Here is a 17,543-nt window from a genome sequence, read left to right on the forward strand (position 1 = left end):
GAACAGGCCATGGCTAACCATGGCCATGTCAACTCTTCAAACATTTCTTGGCGCTTCTCGAAGAGCCGGATCGACCTGAATGGTAGGTACCGGCGGAACGGCTGGCTAGAGCCGTAATCGGCCAGCCGCACTCACGGCCGGCCGCACGCAAAGGCGGCCCCGAGGTGAGCTCACGCGCTCCTCGGGGCCGCTCGGTGCTGAATGTCAGTCGATGGCGCAGGTGTTGGCCATGGCCGGGTTGAGCAGGCCGATCAGCGTGGCCGTGTTGCCGCAGGCGATCAGCGGAACGTGAATCGGAACCTGAATCACGTTGCCGGACAGGACGCCGGGGGAACCGACGGCGGCGCCCTCCGCACCCGCGTCCGCCATGGCGGGGGCGGCGCCGCCCATGGCCATGATGACGCCCGCCACGACGGCTGCAGCCTTCTTGTGCTTCATCTGTGTGATCCTTTCAGCAGTGGTGCCCGTACGCAGGCGCGACCTTCGCGCGTTGCGCTGCCAGTTTCCTGTTCATGGGCCCCGCCGCATGGACTGGTAACGATTGGATTCCCGCAAAGAAACCTCAATATGGCCGCCAGTTCGAGAAGTCACTCGGATGCCTCGCGGGCAGTTTATTAAACTGCCGAGTAGTTTCTTTGCGATAAGGCTCTTGCCGCTTCGCGAGGCGTCATTTTCTCATTCACCGGAACATTTGACGCCCTGAAAGAGGCGCACCCCCCGAACGCTCGATGCCCGGGGGGTGCACGTGTCGCAGCGAGTGTCAGACGCCGGTGGAGCCGTTGCCGGACAGGGCCGAGATGTCGTCGAGGATGTGGGACAGCGCCTCGTCGCCCTTGGCCTGGGTGGCGTTCTCGGTGCACTGCTGGGTCTGCGGGCTCGACAGGATCGGGATGTCCTGCGCGGAGATCGGGACGACGCCGACGAGCGAGCCGACATCGGCCTTGGCCGGCAGGCCGACGCAGGGCTTGTTGAGCGAGCCCTGGGCGAGGCCCATCTGCGGGCTCATGTCGCCGTTGGTCACGGAGTTGCCGAACTCCTGCGAGGCGCCTTCGCCGCTGGTCGACGTGGTGCCCCCGTCGTTGCCGATGGCCATGGCCTGAGGAGCCATCGAGGCACCGACGCCCACCATCGAAGCGGTGACGGCCGCAGTCGCCAGAATCTTCTTGATCACTTTTCGTCCCTTTTCGCTTTGATCGATCGATCGTGGAGCAGACTGATCAACTGCGCCCGACGGGTTTGGTTCCGCGCATTCACCCGAATGTCGCAACGATTTGATATGCGGCCCGGAATGCAATATCGGCGGAGGGCCTGTCAGAAGGCCCTCCGCCGACGGGAGCAGAACGTCGCGGGCACCCGGCTGCGCCATGCCAACAGGAGACACGACTGCCCCACGACGCAATGCGTCGCCGGCTGGAGGCCTGCAACCGGAGCAGATCCCATGCACGGTCTGCACGGCCATTCCATCATCTCAGGAGAGCCGTCCGGACCCGTATTCACCCGTTTGCCGAATGAATTCTCGGCGATCGGAGCAATACCGAATTGGGGCACAATGATGGTGTCCAGCACGCAATCGAAGCGGTGAAAACTACATGACAATGACAGAGGACGGACCGGTGTTCGTCGGGCGGCGGAGAAGGCGAAGGACTCACGGGGACGCGATCGGCGGCAGTCGTGCCTTCTCCTGGCTTCTGGTGATCACGGGTGCGGCGGGTCTGCTGGCGTCGTGGGTGATCACGATCGACAAGTTCAAGCTGCTGGAGGATCCGGGTTTCACGCCGGGGTGCAGTCTGAATCCGGTGGTGTCCTGCGGGAACATCATGAAGAGCGAGCAGGCGTCGGCGTTCGGGTTCCCGAATCCGATGCTGGGGCTTGTGGCGTACTCGATGGTGATCGCGATCGGTGTGGGGCTGCTGGCGGGGGCGCGTTACCGGCGCTGGTACTGGCTGGGTCTCAATGCCGGGTGTCTGTTCGGGGTGGGCTTTTGCACCTGGCTGCAGTACCAGTCGCTGTACGAGATCAACGCGCTGTGCCTGTGGTGCTCGCTGGCCTGGATCGCCACCATCGTGATGTTCTGCTACGTCACGCTGCACAACATCGAGCACCGGATCATCAAGGTGCCGGAGGGGCTGCGCAAGGGACTGCTGGAGTTCCACTGGCTGCCGCCGGTGCTCTGGATCGGCATCATCGGGATGCTCGTCTTGACCCGCTGGTGGGACTTCTGGACCGGCTGAGCAGGACCCGTACCGACAGGACCGGTACAGACAGCGAAGACCCCGGCAACCTGCAAGAGGTGCCGGGGTCTTGCTTGCTGGCTCATGCCCCGAGGGGCGGGTGTCAGCTGTCGGCGGAGCCGTTGCCGGACAGGGCCGAGATGTCGTCGAGGATGTGGGAGAGCGACTCGTCGCCCTTGGCCTGGGTCGAGTTCTCGGTGCACTGCTGGGTCTGCGGGCTCGACAGGATCGGGATGTCCTGCACGGAGACCGGGACGACGCCGACGAGCGAGCCGACGTCGGCCTTGGCCGGAAGGCCGACGCAGGGCTTGTTGAGCGAGCCCTGGACGAGGCCCATCTGCGGGCTCATGTCCCCCCAGGTCTCCGCGTTGCCGTAGACCTGCGAGGAGTTGGTGCCGCTTTCCGACGTCGTGCCGGTGTCGTTCCCGATGGCCATAGCCTGCGGAGCCATCGCCGCGCCCGCGGCCGCCACGGAGAGGGTGACTGCCGCGGTCGCCATAACCTTCTTGAGCATGTTCTGTCCTTAAGTCTCGTGGATGCCCGCCAGTGGAGCTCCCTGGACAACTAGCACCTTTGAGAATTGGTTCTCCCGGTTCACTCCATTGGCCCCATGTTGAGTGCTCGTAGGGATATTGGGCCGAACAGGGGCATCGCTGGTGTCGGCCGTGTCATCTCTATGGGTAATCCGTTTCGATTTGAGTGAGCCCTAATGTTGGGCAGAACATCGAACAGAAGGTGCTATTTCCCATGAAGACTGCCAAGAAGGCCGCCCTGATCCTGGCCACCGCAGGTCTCGCCGCTGGTTCCGCGGCCGGCGCCGCGTTCGCCGACGCCGGTGCGGAGGGTGTCACCTCGGGTTCGCCGGGCGTGCTGTCGGGCAACGCGCTCCAGGTCCCGGTGCACGTGCCGGTCACCGTCTGCGGGAACACGGTCGACGCGATCGGCCTGCTGAACCCGGCCTTCGGCAACCTCTGCGCGAACGGCTGACCTCGCTCCACGCACAAGGGTGGCGCCATCGGTACGAGCCGGTGGCGCCACCCTTGTGCGGTTCCCGGCCGGGAAACAGTGAGAACGGCGGGAGGGGGTGCGGCTGCCGACGGTCGCACCCCCTCCTGAACACACAGCCACAGACGGGCGGTTCAGCCGCCCAGTTCGACGCCGCCCAGCATGGGAGTGAGCTCACCGGTCGTCTTCATGGCCTGCTGCGGGGCGTCGTCCTTGACCCCGTTCACACCCGCTGCGGTGTCGGCGACATCGCTCACCACGGACCCGCTTCCGTCCAGCAGCGGCGTCTGGCTGAGGGCCTGGGCAAGACCACCATTGAGGCTCATGGGAGGCATGGACGGCGTCGTCGCGGCCATCGCGGGAGACGCGGCCCCCATCGCCGCTACGGAGCCGGCAACGATCGCAGCAACCCTCAAGTACTTCATCTCTTCGCATCCCTTTCTCCGACGGCGTTTCTCGCCGTCGTCGACATGGGTAACGAGTCCCGTCCGGAGGAGAAACCCTGGCTCCGGGGACCACCCGCTAGTGGGCCGAACCACCTTGTGCGGCGAAGCTGTTGGATGCCGGGTGCGGCTCGTGGAGCCAACCCCGGCGCGGCGGGGGGCCGGGGAGAAGGTCGGCTTCGCCCCCCGGCGGCGGATAGCGGGAGAGGCGGGTCCACTCCACATCGGGCCTGCCCGGCAGGGTGCGGCCGGCCGCCGCCCACTCGCGGGCGAGCTGTTCGTAGATGGGGCTGGTCCCGGCGGGCGGACTCGCCGGGCTCGGGGCTGAGAGCGTCTGGACGCGCTGCCATCGGGCAGAGGTGTTGGTCCCCATACGACCGCCAACGCGCGCCCGCGGGCGAAGTCACTGCCGGGGCAGGGCATGGGGGGACGGGGGGAACGGTCTTTCGAGCCCGTCGCACGTACCGGTGAGTTTGGCTCCCGCCGCACGATGCAGCACCTGGAGCTCCGGCTCCGCCATCCAGGTGAACGGCTGACTTCCCCTGGTCGGCAGGGCATTAGGGTGCCGGTCCATGACCACTGCTTCCCCTTCCCAGAACACCGTCCAGCGCGGCCATTTGGGCACCCTTTCCCTGCTCGCGTGGACCGGGGATCCCGAAGAGGGCCACGACATGCCCTATCTGATCGCCTACTCCCTCGGCGACGGCAAAGAAGGTGCCGAGGCGGGTGAGTCGGCCCTCCTCGCCGTGATCGACGAGCTCGGGCTCACACCGGGCGGGAGCGTGCACGACGCCACGCAGGCGAACAACTCCCCGATCCGGCTGCTCGTCCAGGGCGGGTACGCCGTTCTCAACATGCCCTATCTGTCGGCCCAGTGCCGCGCCCCGCAGGAGTGGCTCGCCGCCGCCGAGCAGCGCGGCCACGCGCACTTCATGGTGGCCAGCCGCCCCTGGCCCGAGGCGGTCCCGGGCCGGCCCGTCACCGAGGCGATGCTTCAGGCCTTCCTCGGCGACGAGGACACCCTCACCAGCGCGGCGCACATCCTGCTGCCGGTGAGCCGGCTGCGCCGCTGAGCGGACCGGCCGTGCGGCGACGTACGACCGCGGCCTCCCCCTTTCGACAAGGGGGAGGCCGCGGTGCTGTGGGGCGGTGTTCAGCCGATCGCGCACACGCCGCCGAAGGCGGGGTTGAGCAGCCCGACGACGTCCACCGTGTTGCTGCACAGGTTGACCGGGACGTGGACGGGCGCCTGGACGGCGTTGCCCGAGGCGATACCGGGGGAGTTGGCGGCGGCGCCGAGTGCTCCGGCGTCGGCGGCGGCCATACCGGCACCGCCGGCCAGGATCGCACCCGTGCCGGCGACAACAGCGGCTGCCTTCGCGATACGCGACATCAGTTCTCCTTGCAAGATGAGAGCTCGGCCGCAGGGCCTGCGGCCGTCACGGTTTCAACGCCGTAACGCATGGCCGGTAACGGATGAAATGTCAAAGTCATCGCCATGGACGGCACCTGACCGGAAACCGTCCCTTGTCGGCCGACCCGGATCCCCTAACAATGCGCATGACAAACCGAAGACCCACTTCGGTCACAGAAGTCGCAAGAGGGGACCCCCACATGAAGAAGCCTCTCGTCGGCACGTTCCTGGCCCTGGCACTCCTCGGGGCGGGCGCGGCGCCCGCGATCGCGGTCACCACCGCGGACACGGCACCGGCCGGCACGACCGCCGCATCGGCCCGGCCCGCTGTCCATGTCACCGCCAAGGCGGTCGACTTCGCCGGGACGGTGGCGCTCAGCAACTGCTCCGGATCGGTGGTGCGGATGCCGGCGTCGGAGCCCGACGACCCCGCCCTCGTACTCTCCAACGGGCACTGCGTAGAGAGCGGCTTCCCGGCCGCGGGCGAGGTCATCGTCGATCAGCGGTCCAGCCGCAGCTTCGGGCTGCTCAACTCCGCGGGCAGCAGAGTCGGCACGCTGCGGGCGAGCAAGATCGCGTACGCGACGATGACGGACACCGACATCTCGCTGTACCAACTCACCAGCACCTACCAGCAGATAGAGAGCCGGTACGGCATCAAGGCGCTCGAACTGAACGCCGCGCACCCGGTGCAGGGCACGGCCATCAAGGTCGTATCCGGCTACTGGAAGCGGATCTACAGCTGCAACATCGACGGTTTCGCCTACCGCCTCAAAGAGGGTGAGTGGACCTGGAAGGACTCGGTCCGCTACACCTCCAGCTGCAAGACGATAGGCGGCACCTCGGGCTCGCCGGTCGTCGACAACGCCACCGGCAAGGTCGTCGCCGTCAACAACACCGGCAACGAGGACGGCCAGCGCTGCACCGACAACAACCCGTGTGAGGTCGACGAGAACGGCCAGGTCACGGTGCGCGAGGGGATCAATTACGGCCAGGAGACATACGGGATAGTCCCCTGCGTCGGGCTCGACAACAAGATCGACCTGGGCCGGGCGGGCTGCGTGCTGCCCAAGCCGTAGGCCCGTCCTCGACGTCCGCCGACGGAATCCGTTCGTATGTTCGAATGAAGGGCTACCCTGGAGGTATGGCAGCACCTCTCCAGGGTTCGCTCTTCGACCAGACCGACGAGATACGTCTCGGTCCGCTGAAGGACGTCCGGCGGACCGTGCTCGGTGACGGGGCGTGGATCGATCTGCTGCCCGGCTGGCTCGGCGGGGCGGACGCTCTCTTCGGGGAGCTCGTCTCCTCGGTGCCGTGGCGGGCCGAGCGGCGGCAGATGTACGAGCACGTGGTGGACGTGCCGCGGCTGCTCGCCCACTACGGCGAAGACGACCGGCTCCCGCACCCCGTGCTGGACGAGGCCCGCGCCGCACTCTCCGCGCACTACGGACCGGAGCTCGGCGAACCGTTCACCACCGCCGGGCTCTGCTACTACCGCGACGGCCGCGACAGCGTCGCCTGGCACGGGGACACCCATGGGCGCGGCTCCCGCGAGGACACCATGGTCGCCATTGTGTCCGTCGGCGCCCCGCGCGATCTGGTGCTCCGGCCGCGCAGCGGCGACCGGCTCCCCCTGCGCAGGCCGCTCGGGCACGGCGATCTGATCGTGATGGGCGGGTCCTGCCAGCGGACCTGGGAGCATGCCGTGCCGAAGACGGCCCGTTCGGTGGGGCCGCGCATCAGCATCCAGTTCCGCCCGCACGGCGTCAGCTGAGGCTCAGGCTCCTGCGGACCGACCGGCCCGCCAGTACGTCCGTGCGCGAACCGTCCTCGATCACGAACCGGCCGTCGATCAGCACATACGGGATGCCGACCGGCAGCGTACGAGGGGCTTCGAAGGTCGAGCCCGCGGCGACCGTGTCCGGGTCGAACAGCACCAGGTCTGCCCGGTAGCCCTCGCGGACCAGGCCGCGGTCCGGCAGGCGCAGCCGGGCGGCCGGGCGGGAGGTGAGGTGGGCGACGGTCTCCTCCAGGGAGAGGATGCCCAACTCCCGTGCGTACCGGCCGAGATACTGTGGGAAGGTGCCGTACGCCCGCGGGTGCGGCTTGTGGCCCTGCAGGATGCCGTCGCTGCCGCCGGTGTGGACGCGGTGGCGCATGATCTGCCGGACGTTCTCCTCGTGGCCGACGTGCTGGAGGATCGTCGAGCCGAGACGGTCGTCGATCAGGAGACGGCGGGCGGTCGCCCAGGGGGCCTCGCCTCGGGCCTCGGCGGACTCCTGGACGGTCTTGCCGACACAGCTCGCGAGCCCCTGGTCGCTCACGCCGGAGATCTCTATGGTGTCCCACTCGATGGGCACACCGTGGCAGCCGTCCGAGCCGGTCTCCTCCAGGTGCTGGCGGATCCTCTCGGCGCTCTCGTCGTCCTGGAGGCGGGCCAGGACCGCCTCGGGGCCGCCCTCGCCCGCCCAGCTCGGCAGCATGGCGACGAGTGTGGTGCAGCCGGGGGTGTAGGGGTAGGTGTCGAGGCTGATGTCGGCTCCGGCGTCCAGGGCCTTGTCGAGCAGGGCGAGCAGATCGGGCGCCTTGCCCTTGTTCACCCCGAAGTTCATGGTGGCGTGCGCGAGATGGAGGGCGCAGCCGGCCTCGCGGGCGAGGTCGACCATCTCCTCGTAGGCCTGAAGCGCCCCGGCGCCGTACGAGCGGTGGTGCGGGCAGTAGTAGCCGTCGTAGCGTGCCACCACCCGGCACAGCTCGGTCAGTTCGGCGCCGTCCGCGTACATGCCGGGCGTGTAGGTCAGGCCCGAGGACATGCCGACCGCGCCCTGTTCGAGGCCCTCGGCGACGAGCTGCTTCATACGGGCCAGCTCGGCGGGGGTCGCCGGGCGGTCGTCCCAGCCCACCGCGTACATCCGGACGGTGCCCTGCGGGACGAGATACGCGGCGTTGACCGCGATGCCCTCGTCCAGGCAGTCCAGATACTCGCCGACCGTACGCCAGTCGAAGTCGATGTCGCTCCCGTCTCCGTTCCAGCCGGTGATGGCCCTGCGGACCTCGGTGAGCGTCGCGTCGTCGACCGGGGCGTACGAGAGTCCGTCCTGGCCGAGGACTTCGAGGGTGACGCCCTGCGCGGCCTTCGCCTCGTGCGCCGGGTCGCGCAGCAGGGCGAGATCGCTGTGCGCGTGCATGTCGATGAAGCCGGGGGACAGGGCGAGTCCGTGCGCGTCGAGGGTGCGCGCGGCGGACAGGGCCCGGTCGCCCTCGCGGCGTATGGCACCGATACGTCCGCCGTCCAGGCCGACATCGGCGCGGTACGAGGGTCCGCCGGAGCCGTCGATGACCCGGACGCCGCGGATGACGAGGTCCATGGACCGGCCCCTCAGAAGAAGGTGCGGATGTAGTCGGTGACCGTGCCGTCGGCCTCGACCAGCGGGATGAGCTGCCACTTGTCGAAGCTCGTGCACGGGTGGGACAGGCCCATGCCGACCCAGTCGCCGACCTCCAGGTCCGCCTCCGGGGTGGTGCGCAGCCAGCCGTGCTGGTCGGACAGGCCGCTCACGGTGATACCGGCTGCCGGGCGGATCTCGCCGGTGCGGGCGTCGCGGACGACCTGGGCCTCTGGGAGGTCGAGGTCGTACGCGGCGTCCCGCTTGCCCGCGTTGACGAACGCCTGCTCGGGCGTCGGGCGGGAGACGACCTGGGCCCAGAGACGGAAGGCGGGCTGGAGGGCGCCCTCCTCGGGGACGCGGTTGAAGGGGGTGAGATGGCGGTAGTGGCCGTCGTCGTGCGAGACGTACGCACCCGAGCGGAGCAACTTCAGTACGGGAAGCGAGAGTTCGGGGATCTGCGCGAAGACGTCGGCGACCGCGTCGAACCAGGCGCTGCCGCCCGCGCTGACGACGATCTCCTCGGCTCCCTCGAAGCGGCCGTCCTTGTCGAAGTCGGCGGCGAGGGCGGTGAGACGGCGCAGCCAGGCCTGTACGCGGTCGTCATCGGCCTGGGGGACCTCGCCCTCGTAGCCCGCGACGCCGACGAGGCGCAGGGTCCGCGCGGCGGCCACGGCATCGGCGACGGCGGCGCAGTCCGCTTCCGTACGCGCTCCGGTGCGGGCGCCCTCGCCGGCGCCGAGTTCGACGACGACGTCCAGGGGGCGGGAGATCCCCTGGAGTGCCTCGTCCATCAGCTCCACGCCGCGTACGGAGTCGACGTAACAGATGAAGCGGAAACCGGGGTCGGCGTCCAGCTCGTGGGCGAGCCAGCGCAGGGCGGCCGGGTCGACGACCTCATTGGCGAGGAAGATCCGCTGGATGCCGTAGGCGCGGTAGACGCGGGCCTGGTGGGGGACGGCGGCGGTGATGCCCCACGCGCCGTACGCGAGCTGGCGGTCGAAGAGCTGGGGGGACATGGAGGTCTTGCCGTGCGGGGCGAAGGCGAGGCCGTGGCGCTCGGAGTAGGTCTCCAGGAGAGCGAGGTTGTGCTCGACGGACTCGGCGGAGAGGGCGAGGACGGGGGTGGTGAAGCCGCCGGTGAAGAGGTTGCGGCGCTCGGCGGCGAGGGCGCCGACGGTGAGGTGCGCGCTTTCCGCGTCCGGGGGGAGCGCCTTGAAGCGGTGGTCGACGGGTTCGTCGGCGAGTCGTCCGACTGTGGTGCCGTCTGCCATGGGCCCTCCCTGGGGGATGGTTGCAGTGTATGCAACGGTCATTGCGCATCTCGCTTACGGCTGTCTAACATCCGAGCCAACGGGCGGTCAATGGTGTGCCCGGCGACCAACTCATGAGGAGTCTGAGGGATCGTGACCCCCGACGTGCCCGGACCTGCGGCCCCCGGCTCGGTGGACCCCGGCCCCGTGGACATCGTCTGCCTCGGCGAGTCCATGGTCACGTTTCTGCCCACGGTGCCGGGCCGCCTCGCCGATGTGCCGTCCTTCGTACGGGGCATCGGCGGAGCCGAGTCCAATGTGGCGTGCTCTCTCGCGGCGTCGGGCCACAGCGCGAAGTGGGTCGGCCGGGTGGGCGCGGACGGCTTCGGCGAGTACCTGGTCACTGTGATGGCGTCGTACGGCGTCGACACGTCGGCGGTGCAGCGGGATCCGCTGCGGCCGACGGGGGTCTACTTCCGTACGGCGGGCGACCGCGCGTCCCATGCGCACGAAGTCCTCTACTACCGGGCGGGGTCCGCGGCGTCCGCGATGTCGCCGTCGACCGTGCGGTACGAGGACGTGTGGGCGGGGCGGATCCTGCATCTGTCCGGGATCACCGCGGCGCTGTCCGGCGACTGCCTGGCGCTGATGCGTGACCTGACGGCGCGGCGCGCGGGGCGTCCGCTGGTCTCGTTCGACGTCAACTACCGTCCCGGCCTGTGGGGCGCGCGCGCCGGTGCGTGCGTGCTGCTCGATCTGGCGCGGGGCGCGGACCTCGTCTTCGTCGGCGAGGACGAGGCGGAGGCGGCGTGGGGGGTGCGGGGTGCGGACGCGATCCGGGAGGCGCTGCCGGAGCCGGAGGTGGTCGTGGTGAAGCGGGGCGGGGAGGGCGCGGTGGCGTATGACCGCTGCGCGGGGCCTTTCCCCACCCCGCCCCTCCCCGAACTGGGGGCATGCCCCCAGACCCCGTACGCGACCTTCGGCCGCATGTCCTCAAACGCCGGACGGGCTGAAAAATCGCCCGCGCCCCGCGTCGACGTCGTCGCGCACGTCGGCGCCGGGGACGCCTTCGCCGCCGGTTTTCTCTCCGCCACCCTCCGCGGGCTCCCCGTACACGACCGGCTGCGGCACGGGCATCTCATGGCCGCCGCCACCCTCACCGTCGCCGGGGACCTCGCCACCCCGCCCCCGCGGGCGTACGCCGACCGGCTTGTCGCACTCGACGACCGTGACTGGGGGAGACTGCGACTCGGCCCCGGCTGGACCGCGGCCGCGGAGCAGGGACCGCAGGACCCGCAGGAGGTACGTATCCCATGAGCCAGACCGTCGACCGTGCGCTGAGCATCCTCCCCTTGCTCGCCCAGGGACCCGCCGACCTCGGACAGGTCGCCGAACGCCTCGGCGTACACAAGTCCACCGCCCTGCGGCTGCTGCGTACGCTCCACGAGCACGGACTCGTCTACCGCCAGCAGGACCAGCGCTACCGTCTCGGCGCCCGCCTCTTCGCCCTCGCCCAGGAAGCCGTCGAGAACCTCGACGTACGCGAGATCGCCCACCCCCATCTCGTCTCCCTCAACGAGCAGATCGGGCACACCGTCCACCTCGCCGTGTACGAGGAGAGCGAGGTCCTCTACATCGACAAGGTCGAGAGCCGCTATCCCGTCCGGATGTACTCGCGGATCGGCAAGCCCGTCGCGATCACCGTCGCCGCGGTGGCGAAACTGCTCCTCGCCGACCTTCCCGAGCCCGAGCGGCGCACGCTCGCGGACAAGCTCGACTACCCCATGTACACATCCCGTTCGATCCCGAACGCCGCCGCGTTCCTCAAGGAGCTCGCCGCCGTACGCGAACAGGGATGGGCCTGCGACCTCGGCGGCCACGAGGAGTCCATCAACTGCATCGGGGCTCCCATTCGAGGTGCGGACGGGCGTGTCGTCGCCGCCATGTCGGTCTCGGCGCCGAATGTCGTCGTCACCGCCGAGGAACTGCTCACCCTTCTCCCGCTGGTGCGCCGCACCGCCAACGCCATCAGCCGGGAGTACTCAGGTGCTGTGCCCGACTCAAACACCGTCCCACCCAAGGAGGCTCCATGAACGAGAAGACCGCGATCACCCCCGCCACCCACACCGCTCCGCCCGCGAAGTTCTCCCACGGCGTCAAGAAGGGCAACATCCTCCAGGTCGCCGGACAGGTCGGCTTCCTGCCCGCCGTAGAGGGGCAGGCCCCCACCCCCGCGGGCCCCACCCTGCGTGAGCAGACCCTCCAGACCCTCGCCAACGTCAAGGCGGTCCTCGAAGAGGGCGGCGCGAGCTGGGACGACGTGATGATGATGCGCGTCTACCTCACGGACACGGGCCACTTCGCCGAGATGAACGAGATCTACAACGCGTACTTCGAGGAGCAGGTCCTCAAGGCCCCCGCCTCCGCCCGTACGACGGTGTACGTCGGCCTGCCCGCCGGCCTCCTCATCGAGATCGACGCCCTGGCCGTCCTCGGCTGATCTTGAAGCACACCGCACAGCACGGGGCGGCGCTCTTCCCCGAAGCGCCGTCCCGCGGTCCTCCGTTGCCGAAAACAGGAGAACTCCCCATGCTCATCGCGGCTGACGCACCCCCACCACCCCCGCCCCACACCGGAGGACTCCTCCTCCTCATCGACGGCACCGCCGGTCTGCTGACCGTCGCCGCCATCGGTATAGCGCTGCTCCTCTTCCTCATCATCAAGGTCAGGCTGCAGCCCTTCGTCGCGCTGCTCGCCGTCTCCATATCCGTCGGCCTCGCCGCGGGACTCTCCGTCACCGAACTCTTCGGCACCGTCCAGAAGTCCGCCGCCGTCTCGGTCATCGAGTCCGGCATGGGCGGCATCCTCGGGCACGTCGCGATCATCATCGGTCTCGGCACCATGCTCGGCGCGATACTCGAAGTGTCCGGCGGCGCCGAGGTGCTGAGCTCCCGTCTGCTGCGACTCTTCGGCGAGAAGCGCGCCCCGCTCGCCATGGGCCTCACGGGCCTGATCTTCGGCATACCCGTCTTCTTCGACGTCGGCGTCTTCGTCCTCGCGCCGATCGTCTACGCGGCAGCCAAGCGCTCCGGCAGGTCCCTCCTGTTGTACGCGATGCCCCTGCTGGCCGGTCTGTCGATGGCCCACGCCTTCCTGCCACCGCACCCCGGCCCGGTCGCCGCCGCCGGTCTGCTCCATGTCTCGCTCGGCTGGGTCATCCTGATGGGCGCGGTCGTCGGCCTCCCGGCGGTCCTCGCCGCCTGGGGGTACGCCGCCTGGATCGGCAACCGCCTCTTCGTCGAGGTCCCGCAGGACATGGTCGAGGCCGGGGAGGAAGCGAAGGCCGCCGTCGCCGCCGAGCAGAGGGCCGCGGGCCGCACTCCGCAGGAGCGCCCGGTCTCTTTCGGCACGGTCCTCACCATCATTGGTACGCCGCTGGTCCTGATCCTCGCCGCCACCTTCTCGTCCATCGCGCTGGATCCCTCGACCGCGCGCTCGGTCGTCGAGTTCTTCGGCAGCCCCTTCGTCGCCCTGACGATCGCGCTGCTGATGGCGTACTACCTGCTGGGCCTGCGCCGCGGCTGGTCCCGCAAGTCCCTGGGAACCGTGTCGACCTCCTCGCTCAAGCCCGTCGGCAACATCCTGCTCGTCGTCGGCGCGGGCGGCATCTTCGGAGCCGTACTGAAGGCCAGCGGCGTCGCCCAGGCACTCTCCGACACCTTCAACGACATCGGCCTGCCCGTCATCGTGCTCGCCTATCTCATCGCGCTGGTGCTGCGCGTCGCGCAGGGTTCGGCGACGGTCGCGATCGTCACCACGGCAGGCATCGTGCTGCCCCTGGTCGAGAACGGCCACCACTCGCAGGCATTCCTGGCGCTGGTCATCATGGCGATCTCGGCCGGTTCGATCTTCGCCTCGCACGTCAACGACGGGGGCTTCTGGATCGTGGCGAAGTACTTCGGGATCTCGGAGCGGGACACGCTGAAGTCCTGGACCGTTCTGGAGTCGGTCCTGTCGGTCGCGGGCTTCGCGGTCGCGGCTGCCCTCAGCCTGGCGCTTTAGCCAGTGCACGAAAGGGCGCCCCGGACTCCCCGGGGCGCCCTCAGTCCCGTATCAACTCGTGCAGTACTGCTGCTCCTTGCCGATCGAGCGGTACATGCAGTCGGAGTTCTCCAGCAGCTGGAGCACCGCGTCCCGGTTGCGGCTCGTCTCGCGTTCGATCACCTCGTCGGGCGGGTAGAAGCCGCCGCCGCCCGAGGACGGATACATCTCGAACGTGTAGCTGAAGATCTTCTGGCTGCCCCACAGCCAGTCGTCGATCGTGCCGTCCGTGATGTACAGATCGCTGGACTGCTCGGGCGTGTAGCCGTTGCTCGCGGCCATCTTCTTGCCGACGGCGGCGTGCGCGTCCCGGTCGTCCTGGGTGAGCCCGGGGCCGGTGTCGCTGTAGGTGTAGCCGTACGGCCAGAGCACCAGCTCGCTGTACGTGTGGAAGTCGATGCCGGTCTTGATCTGCTGCTTGCCGCCGACGATCCGGCTGCGTACGAAGTCGGAGACGACCTTGACCTCGGGCGCCGACTCGGCGGCCGAGCCACGGTAGGTGTCGGACGACTTGCTGCCGGAGGAGCCGCCGCAGCAGCCCCACTTGTAGGCCCAGTTGCGGTTGAGGTCCGTACCGACGTACGAGGAACCGGAGTTGGGCTGGCGGTTCTTGCGCCAGCTGCGGTACGAGCCGGTGGCGATGTCGTATTCGCCGCCGTCCGGGTTGAGGTCGGGCACGATCCAGATCTCGCGGCCGTTGACGGCGTTGGTGATCCGCGAGTCGCTGCCGTAGCCCGCGCCGAGTTCGCGTACCAGATACAGCGCCATCTCGACGGTGAGGTGCTCGCGGGCGTGCTGATGGTGCGTGAAGAGCACTTCGGGCTCGGCCTCGTCGGTGCCGACATTGTCGCTGATCTTGATGGCGACGATGTCCCTGCCCTGGTACGACTTGCCGATGACACGCCGGCTCATGATCGACGGATACTGCGCGACGCGCTGGTTGAGCTCGGTGCTCATCTCGGCGTAGTTGTGGTACTTGGAGTCGGCCCCGGGGAAGTCCATCGGGCGGACGGCCGTCCCGTCGCGGCGGTCGGGGACCTTGCCCACGTCCCGCAGCTTGTAGCCGAGGGACTTGAGCTTCGCGGCCTCCGTCGGGTCGGCGGAGACGATGACCACATGGCCGTCGGAGTCGTCGATGGTCACGCCCGTCCTGGCGAGCGCCGTGCGGGTGACCTTGTCGGCGTGGATGTCGATTTCGTACTGGCGGATGTCCTCGTCCGTCGAGACGGGGGGCGGCGCCGACGCGGTGGCGGTGCCGTTCGCGGTGAGTGGCGCGGCAAGTGCCACTGCCAGCAGGGCGGCGAGGGCCGCGGCCCTTTTGCCGCGGATGCGAAGTCGCATGCTGTCTCCTGGGTGTGGAGGTGGGGGGTTGATCAGTTGCGACGCATGTCGTGCGGGTGTGTGCGCACATGGTGAGGCCCTGGCATGACCCGGTCAAGGGGTGAACTTCGGCCAAACGAGTGGGGTGGCGAGCTCGGCCAGGGCGCGTGGGCACCGTTCATCTTGCACACCCGCGCGGCGGGTTCGCGGTAGCGGCACGGGGCAGCGGGGGGACGTTCGTTGCACCCGCTGCAGGCGCAAAGACCCTCTTGCGCGATCTCCCGCACCCCGCTTTGGTGACCACAGTCACAATCCTGGGACGAGTGGGAAGGCGGCCACGCACATGGCGGGCACCACCGAGCGCAATACGACCGACGAGTCCATCTCCCTTCCACGCAAGTCAAGTTGGAAGTACATCGGTCCCGGAATCGTGGTCGCCGCCACCGGAGTCGGCGCGGGCGACCTCGTCGCGACACTCATCGCGGGCAGCAACTTCGGCTACACCCTCCTGTGGGCCGCCGTGATCGGCTGCGTCGTCAAGATCTCCCTCGCCGAGGCGGCCGGCCGCTGGCATCTGTCCACCGGCCGCACGCTCTTCGACGGCTGGGCCAGCCTCGGCCGCTGGACCACCTGGTTCTTCGTCGTCTACGTCGTCGTCTGGGGCTTCGTCTACGGGGCTGCCGCGATGTCGTCCAGCGGCCTCCCGCTCCAGGCGCTCTTCCCTGACGTCATGGGCCTCAAGTGGTGGGCGATGCTGACCGGCCTGATCGGTCTGGTCTTCGTCTGGTTCAACAAGTACGACGTGTTCGAGAAGGTTATGACCGTCCTCGTCGGCGTGATGTTCGTGGTCACCGTCTATCTGGCGATCCGGGTCACCCCGAACCTCGGCGACGCCTTCGCGGGACTCCTGCCCGTCCTGCCCGACGAGAAGGACTCGATCCTCAACACCCTCGGCCTGATCGGCGGCGTCGGCGGCACCATCACCCTTGCGGCGTACGGCTACTGGGTCAACGCCAAGGGCTGGACCAACACCGGCTGGATGAAGGTGATGCGGCTCGACAACCGTGTCGCGTACGTCACGACCGGCATCTTCGTCGTCGCGATGCTGTTCGTCGGCGCCGAGATGCTGCACTCGGCGGACGTCGCCATCGCGAGCGGCGACAAGGGGCTCATCCAGCTCAGCGACATCCTGGCGGCGGAGTACGGCGGCGCCACCGCCAAGCTCTTCCTGATCGGCTTCTTCGCCACGTCCTTCACCTCGCTGATCGGGGTCTGGCACGGCGTCAGCCTGATGTTCGCGGACTTCGTCGAGCGCTACCGCAGGGACAGGGCGGTGGGCGCCGAGGACACCGAGCTCAGCGGCGAGGCGGTGGCCGCGGGCAAGCGCGAGAGGTCGGTCCCGTTCCGGGCGTATCTGCTGTGGCTGACGTTCCCGCCGATGATCCTGCTCTTCCAGGGCCAGCCGTTCCGGCTCGTGATCATCTACGGGGTGCTGGGCGCGGCCTTCATGCCGTTCCTGGCGCTGACCCTGGTCTGGCTGCTCAACTCCAGCCGTACGCCCAGCCAGTGGCGCAACGGCATCCTGAGCAACGCCATGCTGGTTGTCGCCGGACTGCTCTTCCTGGTGCTGTGCATCAAGCAGATCGCCGACCAGCCGTGGTCGGAGTTCTTCTGAGACACGACTAGACGCGTACGGCCCGGACGCCCTCGGTGTTCGGGCCGTACAGCATTCCGTCCCGCACCACCGGATCGTCCGCCAGCGCCCCGTCGCACGCGAGCCGCCACCGCGGCTCACCGGTGGCGAGGTCGTACGCCCACCAGGCGGTGTCATGGCCGACGAGGGCGAGGCGCCCGGACGGGACCGGCAGCGTCCACGACGGCTGTTCGCGGTTCTGGCGCCACAGTGCCTTGCCCGTACGGGCGGAGTTGGCGAGGACATAGCCGGGGCGGTCGTCCCCCAGCTGCCTGCCGTCCTCGCCGCGGTAACTGTCGCCGGACGAGAGCAAGATCGTGCCGCCGTACGGAACGACCTCGTCCCGCGCGTACGGGGCCGTCGTCACCGCCCAGGTCCGGCGGCCGTCGGCGGCGCTGTGCGCGTGCAGCCGGCCGCGGCCGTCGTGGAGGTAGAGGGCCCTGCCGTCCGGAGCGGCGGTGATCGTGCCGTCCAGGGCCGGGACGTCCCAGCGCGGGGCGCCGCCCGCCGCGTCGTAGGCGTACAGACGGGTATTGCCCTTGGGGCCCGAGACAAGATGGACGGTGTCGGGCCCCAGCGCGAAGGCCGGGGCCCCGACACTCCGGGCGCCCGGCACATACCCGATGCGTCCCCCGTCGCGTTCACGGACGCAACGTACAACAACGCACAGCAGCGCCACCGGGGGAGCGGCGGCGCT

Annotated in this window: 20 protein-coding genes; 10 read left to right on the top strand and 10 right to left on the bottom strand. The window is 68.9% G+C overall.

The features are described from left to right. Positions 1 to 204 precede the first annotated feature (204 nt). Together OG741_RS25290 and OG741_RS25295 are read right to left on the bottom strand one after the other, a co-directional pair. Positions 205 to 438 carry a chaplin gene (locus OG741_RS25290; protein ID WP_323136122.1) on the bottom strand — a complete coding sequence of 78 codons (234 nt, stop codon included), beginning with the start codon at positions 436 to 438 and terminating at the stop codon, positions 205 to 207. A 322-nt stretch (positions 439 to 760) separates the two neighbouring features. Then, positions 761 to 1,171, bottom strand: coding sequence for a rodlin (locus tag OG741_RS25295; RefSeq protein ID WP_266486953.1), 411 nt, complete (start codon positions 1,169 to 1,171; stop codon positions 761 to 763). A 424-nt stretch (positions 1,172 to 1,595) separates the two neighbouring features. On the opposite strand from OG741_RS25295, the gene OG741_RS25300 reads away from it, so the two are divergent. After that, on the top strand, positions 1,596 to 2,231 hold the full coding sequence (locus OG741_RS25300; protein WP_405605768.1) for a vitamin K epoxide reductase family protein: 636 nt from the start codon (positions 1,596 to 1,598) through the stop codon (positions 2,229 to 2,231). A 103-nt stretch (positions 2,232 to 2,334) separates the two neighbouring features. Here OG741_RS25300 and OG741_RS25305 read toward each other — a convergent pair whose 3' ends face one another. Next, complete coding sequence (locus OG741_RS25305; protein ID WP_266486955.1) at positions 2,335 to 2,745, bottom strand: rodlin; 411 nt, start codon at positions 2,743 to 2,745, stop codon at positions 2,335 to 2,337. A gap of 233 nt (positions 2,746 to 2,978) precedes the next feature. Here OG741_RS25305 and OG741_RS25310 point away from each other — a divergent pair, with 233 nt between their 5' ends. Next, positions 2,979 to 3,218 (top strand): chaplin, encoded by a 240-nt coding sequence (locus OG741_RS25310; RefSeq protein WP_405601513.1) that lies wholly within the window; start codon positions 2,979 to 2,981, stop codon positions 3,216 to 3,218. Positions 3,219 to 3,370: 152 nt separating this feature from the next. On the opposite strand, the gene OG741_RS25315 is transcribed toward OG741_RS25310, so the two are convergent. Together OG741_RS25315 and OG741_RS25320 are read right to left on the bottom strand one after the other, a co-directional pair. Next, positions 3,371 to 3,661, bottom strand: coding sequence for a hypothetical protein (locus OG741_RS25315; protein WP_405601516.1), 291 nt, complete (start codon positions 3,659 to 3,661; stop codon positions 3,371 to 3,373). 97 nt (positions 3,662 to 3,758) lie between these two features. Then, the gene (locus OG741_RS25320; protein WP_405601517.1) at positions 3,759 to 4,052 is read right to left on the bottom strand and encodes a hypothetical protein; all 294 of its coding nucleotides are present in this window, start codon (positions 4,050 to 4,052) and stop codon (positions 3,759 to 3,761) included. A 199-nt stretch (positions 4,053 to 4,251) separates the two neighbouring features. Here OG741_RS25320 and OG741_RS25325 point away from each other — a divergent pair, with 199 nt between their 5' ends. Beyond that, complete coding sequence (locus OG741_RS25325; RefSeq protein WP_405601519.1) at positions 4,252 to 4,752, top strand: DUF5949 family protein; 501 nt, start codon at positions 4,252 to 4,254, stop codon at positions 4,750 to 4,752. Positions 4,753 to 4,832: 80 nt separating this feature from the next. On the opposite strand, the gene OG741_RS25330 is transcribed toward OG741_RS25325, so the two are convergent. Further along, positions 4,833 to 5,072 (bottom strand): chaplin, encoded by a 240-nt coding sequence (locus OG741_RS25330; RefSeq protein ID WP_405601520.1) that lies wholly within the window; start codon positions 5,070 to 5,072, stop codon positions 4,833 to 4,835. Positions 5,073 to 5,293: 221 nt separating this feature from the next. Between OG741_RS25330 and OG741_RS25335 the strand changes: the two genes are divergently transcribed. Together OG741_RS25335 and OG741_RS25340 are read left to right on the top strand one after the other, a co-directional pair. Further along, positions 5,294 to 6,172 carry a serine protease gene (locus OG741_RS25335; RefSeq protein WP_405601522.1) on the top strand — a complete coding sequence of 293 codons (879 nt, stop codon included), beginning with the start codon at positions 5,294 to 5,296 and terminating at the stop codon, positions 6,170 to 6,172. A 65-nt stretch (positions 6,173 to 6,237) separates the two neighbouring features. Next, complete coding sequence (locus OG741_RS25340) at positions 6,238 to 6,867, top strand: alpha-ketoglutarate-dependent dioxygenase AlkB (RefSeq protein ID WP_405601524.1); 630 nt, start codon at positions 6,238 to 6,240, stop codon at positions 6,865 to 6,867. On the opposite strand, the gene OG741_RS25345 is transcribed toward OG741_RS25340, so the two are convergent. Beyond that, a complete protein-coding gene (locus OG741_RS25345) occupies positions 6,860 to 8,461 on the bottom strand; it encodes an amidohydrolase family protein (protein ID WP_405601526.1) in 1,602 nt (533 codons plus the stop codon). The two genes, OG741_RS25340 and OG741_RS25345, sit on opposite strands and share 8 nt — an antisense overlap. An 11-nt stretch (positions 8,462 to 8,472) precedes the next feature. Further along, positions 8,473 to 9,753, bottom strand: coding sequence for an amino acid deaminase (locus OG741_RS25350; protein WP_405601529.1), 1,281 nt, complete (start codon positions 9,751 to 9,753; stop codon positions 8,473 to 8,475). 144 nt (positions 9,754 to 9,897) lie between these two features. Between OG741_RS25350 and OG741_RS25355 the strand changes: the two genes are divergently transcribed. The 4 genes from OG741_RS25355 (at position 9,898) to OG741_RS25370 (ending at position 13,794) form a co-directional block, all read left to right on the top strand. Beyond that, complete coding sequence (locus OG741_RS25355; RefSeq protein ID WP_405605770.1) at positions 9,898 to 11,049, top strand: sugar kinase; 1,152 nt, start codon at positions 9,898 to 9,900, stop codon at positions 11,047 to 11,049. After that, positions 11,046 to 11,825, top strand: a complete 780-nt coding sequence (locus tag OG741_RS25360) for an IclR family transcriptional regulator (RefSeq protein WP_405601531.1) — start codon at positions 11,046 to 11,048, stop codon at positions 11,823 to 11,825. Before OG741_RS25355 ends, OG741_RS25360 begins: the two co-directional genes overlap by 4 nt. Beyond that, on the top strand, positions 11,822 to 12,232 hold the full coding sequence (locus OG741_RS25365) for a RidA family protein (protein ID WP_405601534.1): 411 nt from the start codon (positions 11,822 to 11,824) through the stop codon (positions 12,230 to 12,232). The genes OG741_RS25360 and OG741_RS25365 overlap by 4 nt, the downstream gene beginning before the upstream one ends. 89 nt (positions 12,233 to 12,321) lie before the next feature. Next, a complete protein-coding gene (locus tag OG741_RS25370; RefSeq protein WP_405601537.1) occupies positions 12,322 to 13,794 on the top strand; it encodes a GntP family permease in 1,473 nt (490 codons plus the stop codon). Positions 13,795 to 13,845: 51 nt separating this feature from the next. On the opposite strand, the gene OG741_RS25375 is transcribed toward OG741_RS25370, so the two are convergent. Continuing rightward, a complete protein-coding gene (locus OG741_RS25375) occupies positions 13,846 to 15,174 on the bottom strand; it encodes a M14 family metallopeptidase (RefSeq protein ID WP_405601540.1) in 1,329 nt (442 codons plus the stop codon). Positions 15,175 to 15,496: 322 nt separating this feature from the next. Between OG741_RS25375 and OG741_RS25380 the strand changes: the two genes are divergently transcribed. Next, the gene (locus tag OG741_RS25380; RefSeq protein WP_405601542.1) at positions 15,497 to 16,828 is read left to right on the top strand and encodes an Nramp family divalent metal transporter; all 1,332 of its coding nucleotides are present in this window, start codon (positions 15,497 to 15,499) and stop codon (positions 16,826 to 16,828) included. Between the two features lie 7 nt (positions 16,829 to 16,835). Here the strand turns inward: OG741_RS25380 and OG741_RS25385 are convergent, their stop codons facing one another. Next, positions 16,836 to 17,525 (bottom strand): PQQ-binding-like beta-propeller repeat protein, encoded by a 690-nt coding sequence (locus OG741_RS25385; protein WP_405601544.1) that lies wholly within the window; start codon positions 17,523 to 17,525, stop codon positions 16,836 to 16,838. Positions 17,526 to 17,543 lie beyond the last annotated feature (18 nt).

Origin of the sequence: Streptomyces sp. NBC_01410 (assembly GCF_045040195.1) — a bacterium.
In the GTDB taxonomy this organism is placed as follows: Bacteria; Actinomycetota; Actinomycetes; order Streptomycetales; family Streptomycetaceae; genus Streptomyces.

Bases quoted from the DNA above. Each gene is read 5' to 3' on its own strand.
- OG741_RS25290 (WP_323136122.1), bottom strand. From the start codon at position 438: ATGAAGCACAAGAAGGCTGCAGCCGTCGTGGCGGGCGTCATCATGGCC.
- OG741_RS25300 (WP_405605768.1), top strand. From the start codon at position 1,596: ATGACAGAGGACGGACCGGTGTTCGTCGGGCGGCGGAGAAGGCGAAGG.
- OG741_RS25305 (WP_266486955.1), bottom strand. From the start codon at position 2,745: ATGCTCAAGAAGGTTATGGCGACCGCGGCAGTCACCCTCTCCGTGGCG.
- OG741_RS25310 (WP_405601513.1), top strand. From the start codon at position 2,979: ATGAAGACTGCCAAGAAGGCCGCCCTGATCCTGGCCACCGCAGGTCTC.
- OG741_RS25315 (WP_405601516.1), bottom strand. From the start codon at position 3,661: ATGAAGTACTTGAGGGTTGCTGCGATCGTTGCCGGCTCCGTAGCGGCG.
- OG741_RS25320 (WP_405601517.1), bottom strand. From the start codon at position 4,052: ATGGGGACCAACACCTCTGCCCGATGGCAGCGCGTCCAGACGCTCTCA.
- OG741_RS25325 (WP_405601519.1), top strand. From the start codon at position 4,252: ATGACCACTGCTTCCCCTTCCCAGAACACCGTCCAGCGCGGCCATTTG.
- OG741_RS25330 (WP_405601520.1), bottom strand. From the start codon at position 5,072: ATGTCGCGTATCGCGAAGGCAGCCGCTGTTGTCGCCGGCACGGGTGCG.
- OG741_RS25335 (WP_405601522.1), top strand. From the start codon at position 5,294: ATGAAGAAGCCTCTCGTCGGCACGTTCCTGGCCCTGGCACTCCTCGGG.
- OG741_RS25340 (WP_405601524.1), top strand. From the start codon at position 6,238: ATGGCAGCACCTCTCCAGGGTTCGCTCTTCGACCAGACCGACGAGATA.
- OG741_RS25345 (WP_405601526.1), bottom strand. From the start codon at position 8,461: ATGGACCTCGTCATCCGCGGCGTCCGGGTCATCGACGGCTCCGGCGGA.
- OG741_RS25350 (WP_405601529.1), bottom strand. From the start codon at position 9,753: ATGGCAGACGGCACCACAGTCGGACGACTCGCCGACGAACCCGTCGAC.
- OG741_RS25360 (WP_405601531.1), top strand. From the start codon at position 11,046: ATGAGCCAGACCGTCGACCGTGCGCTGAGCATCCTCCCCTTGCTCGCC.
- OG741_RS25365 (WP_405601534.1), top strand. From the start codon at position 11,822: ATGAACGAGAAGACCGCGATCACCCCCGCCACCCACACCGCTCCGCCC.
- OG741_RS25370 (WP_405601537.1), top strand. From the start codon at position 12,322: ATGCTCATCGCGGCTGACGCACCCCCACCACCCCCGCCCCACACCGGA.
- OG741_RS25375 (WP_405601540.1), bottom strand. From the start codon at position 15,174: ATGCGACTTCGCATCCGCGGCAAAAGGGCCGCGGCCCTCGCCGCCCTG.
- OG741_RS25380 (WP_405601542.1), top strand. From the start codon at position 15,497: ATGGCGGGCACCACCGAGCGCAATACGACCGACGAGTCCATCTCCCTT.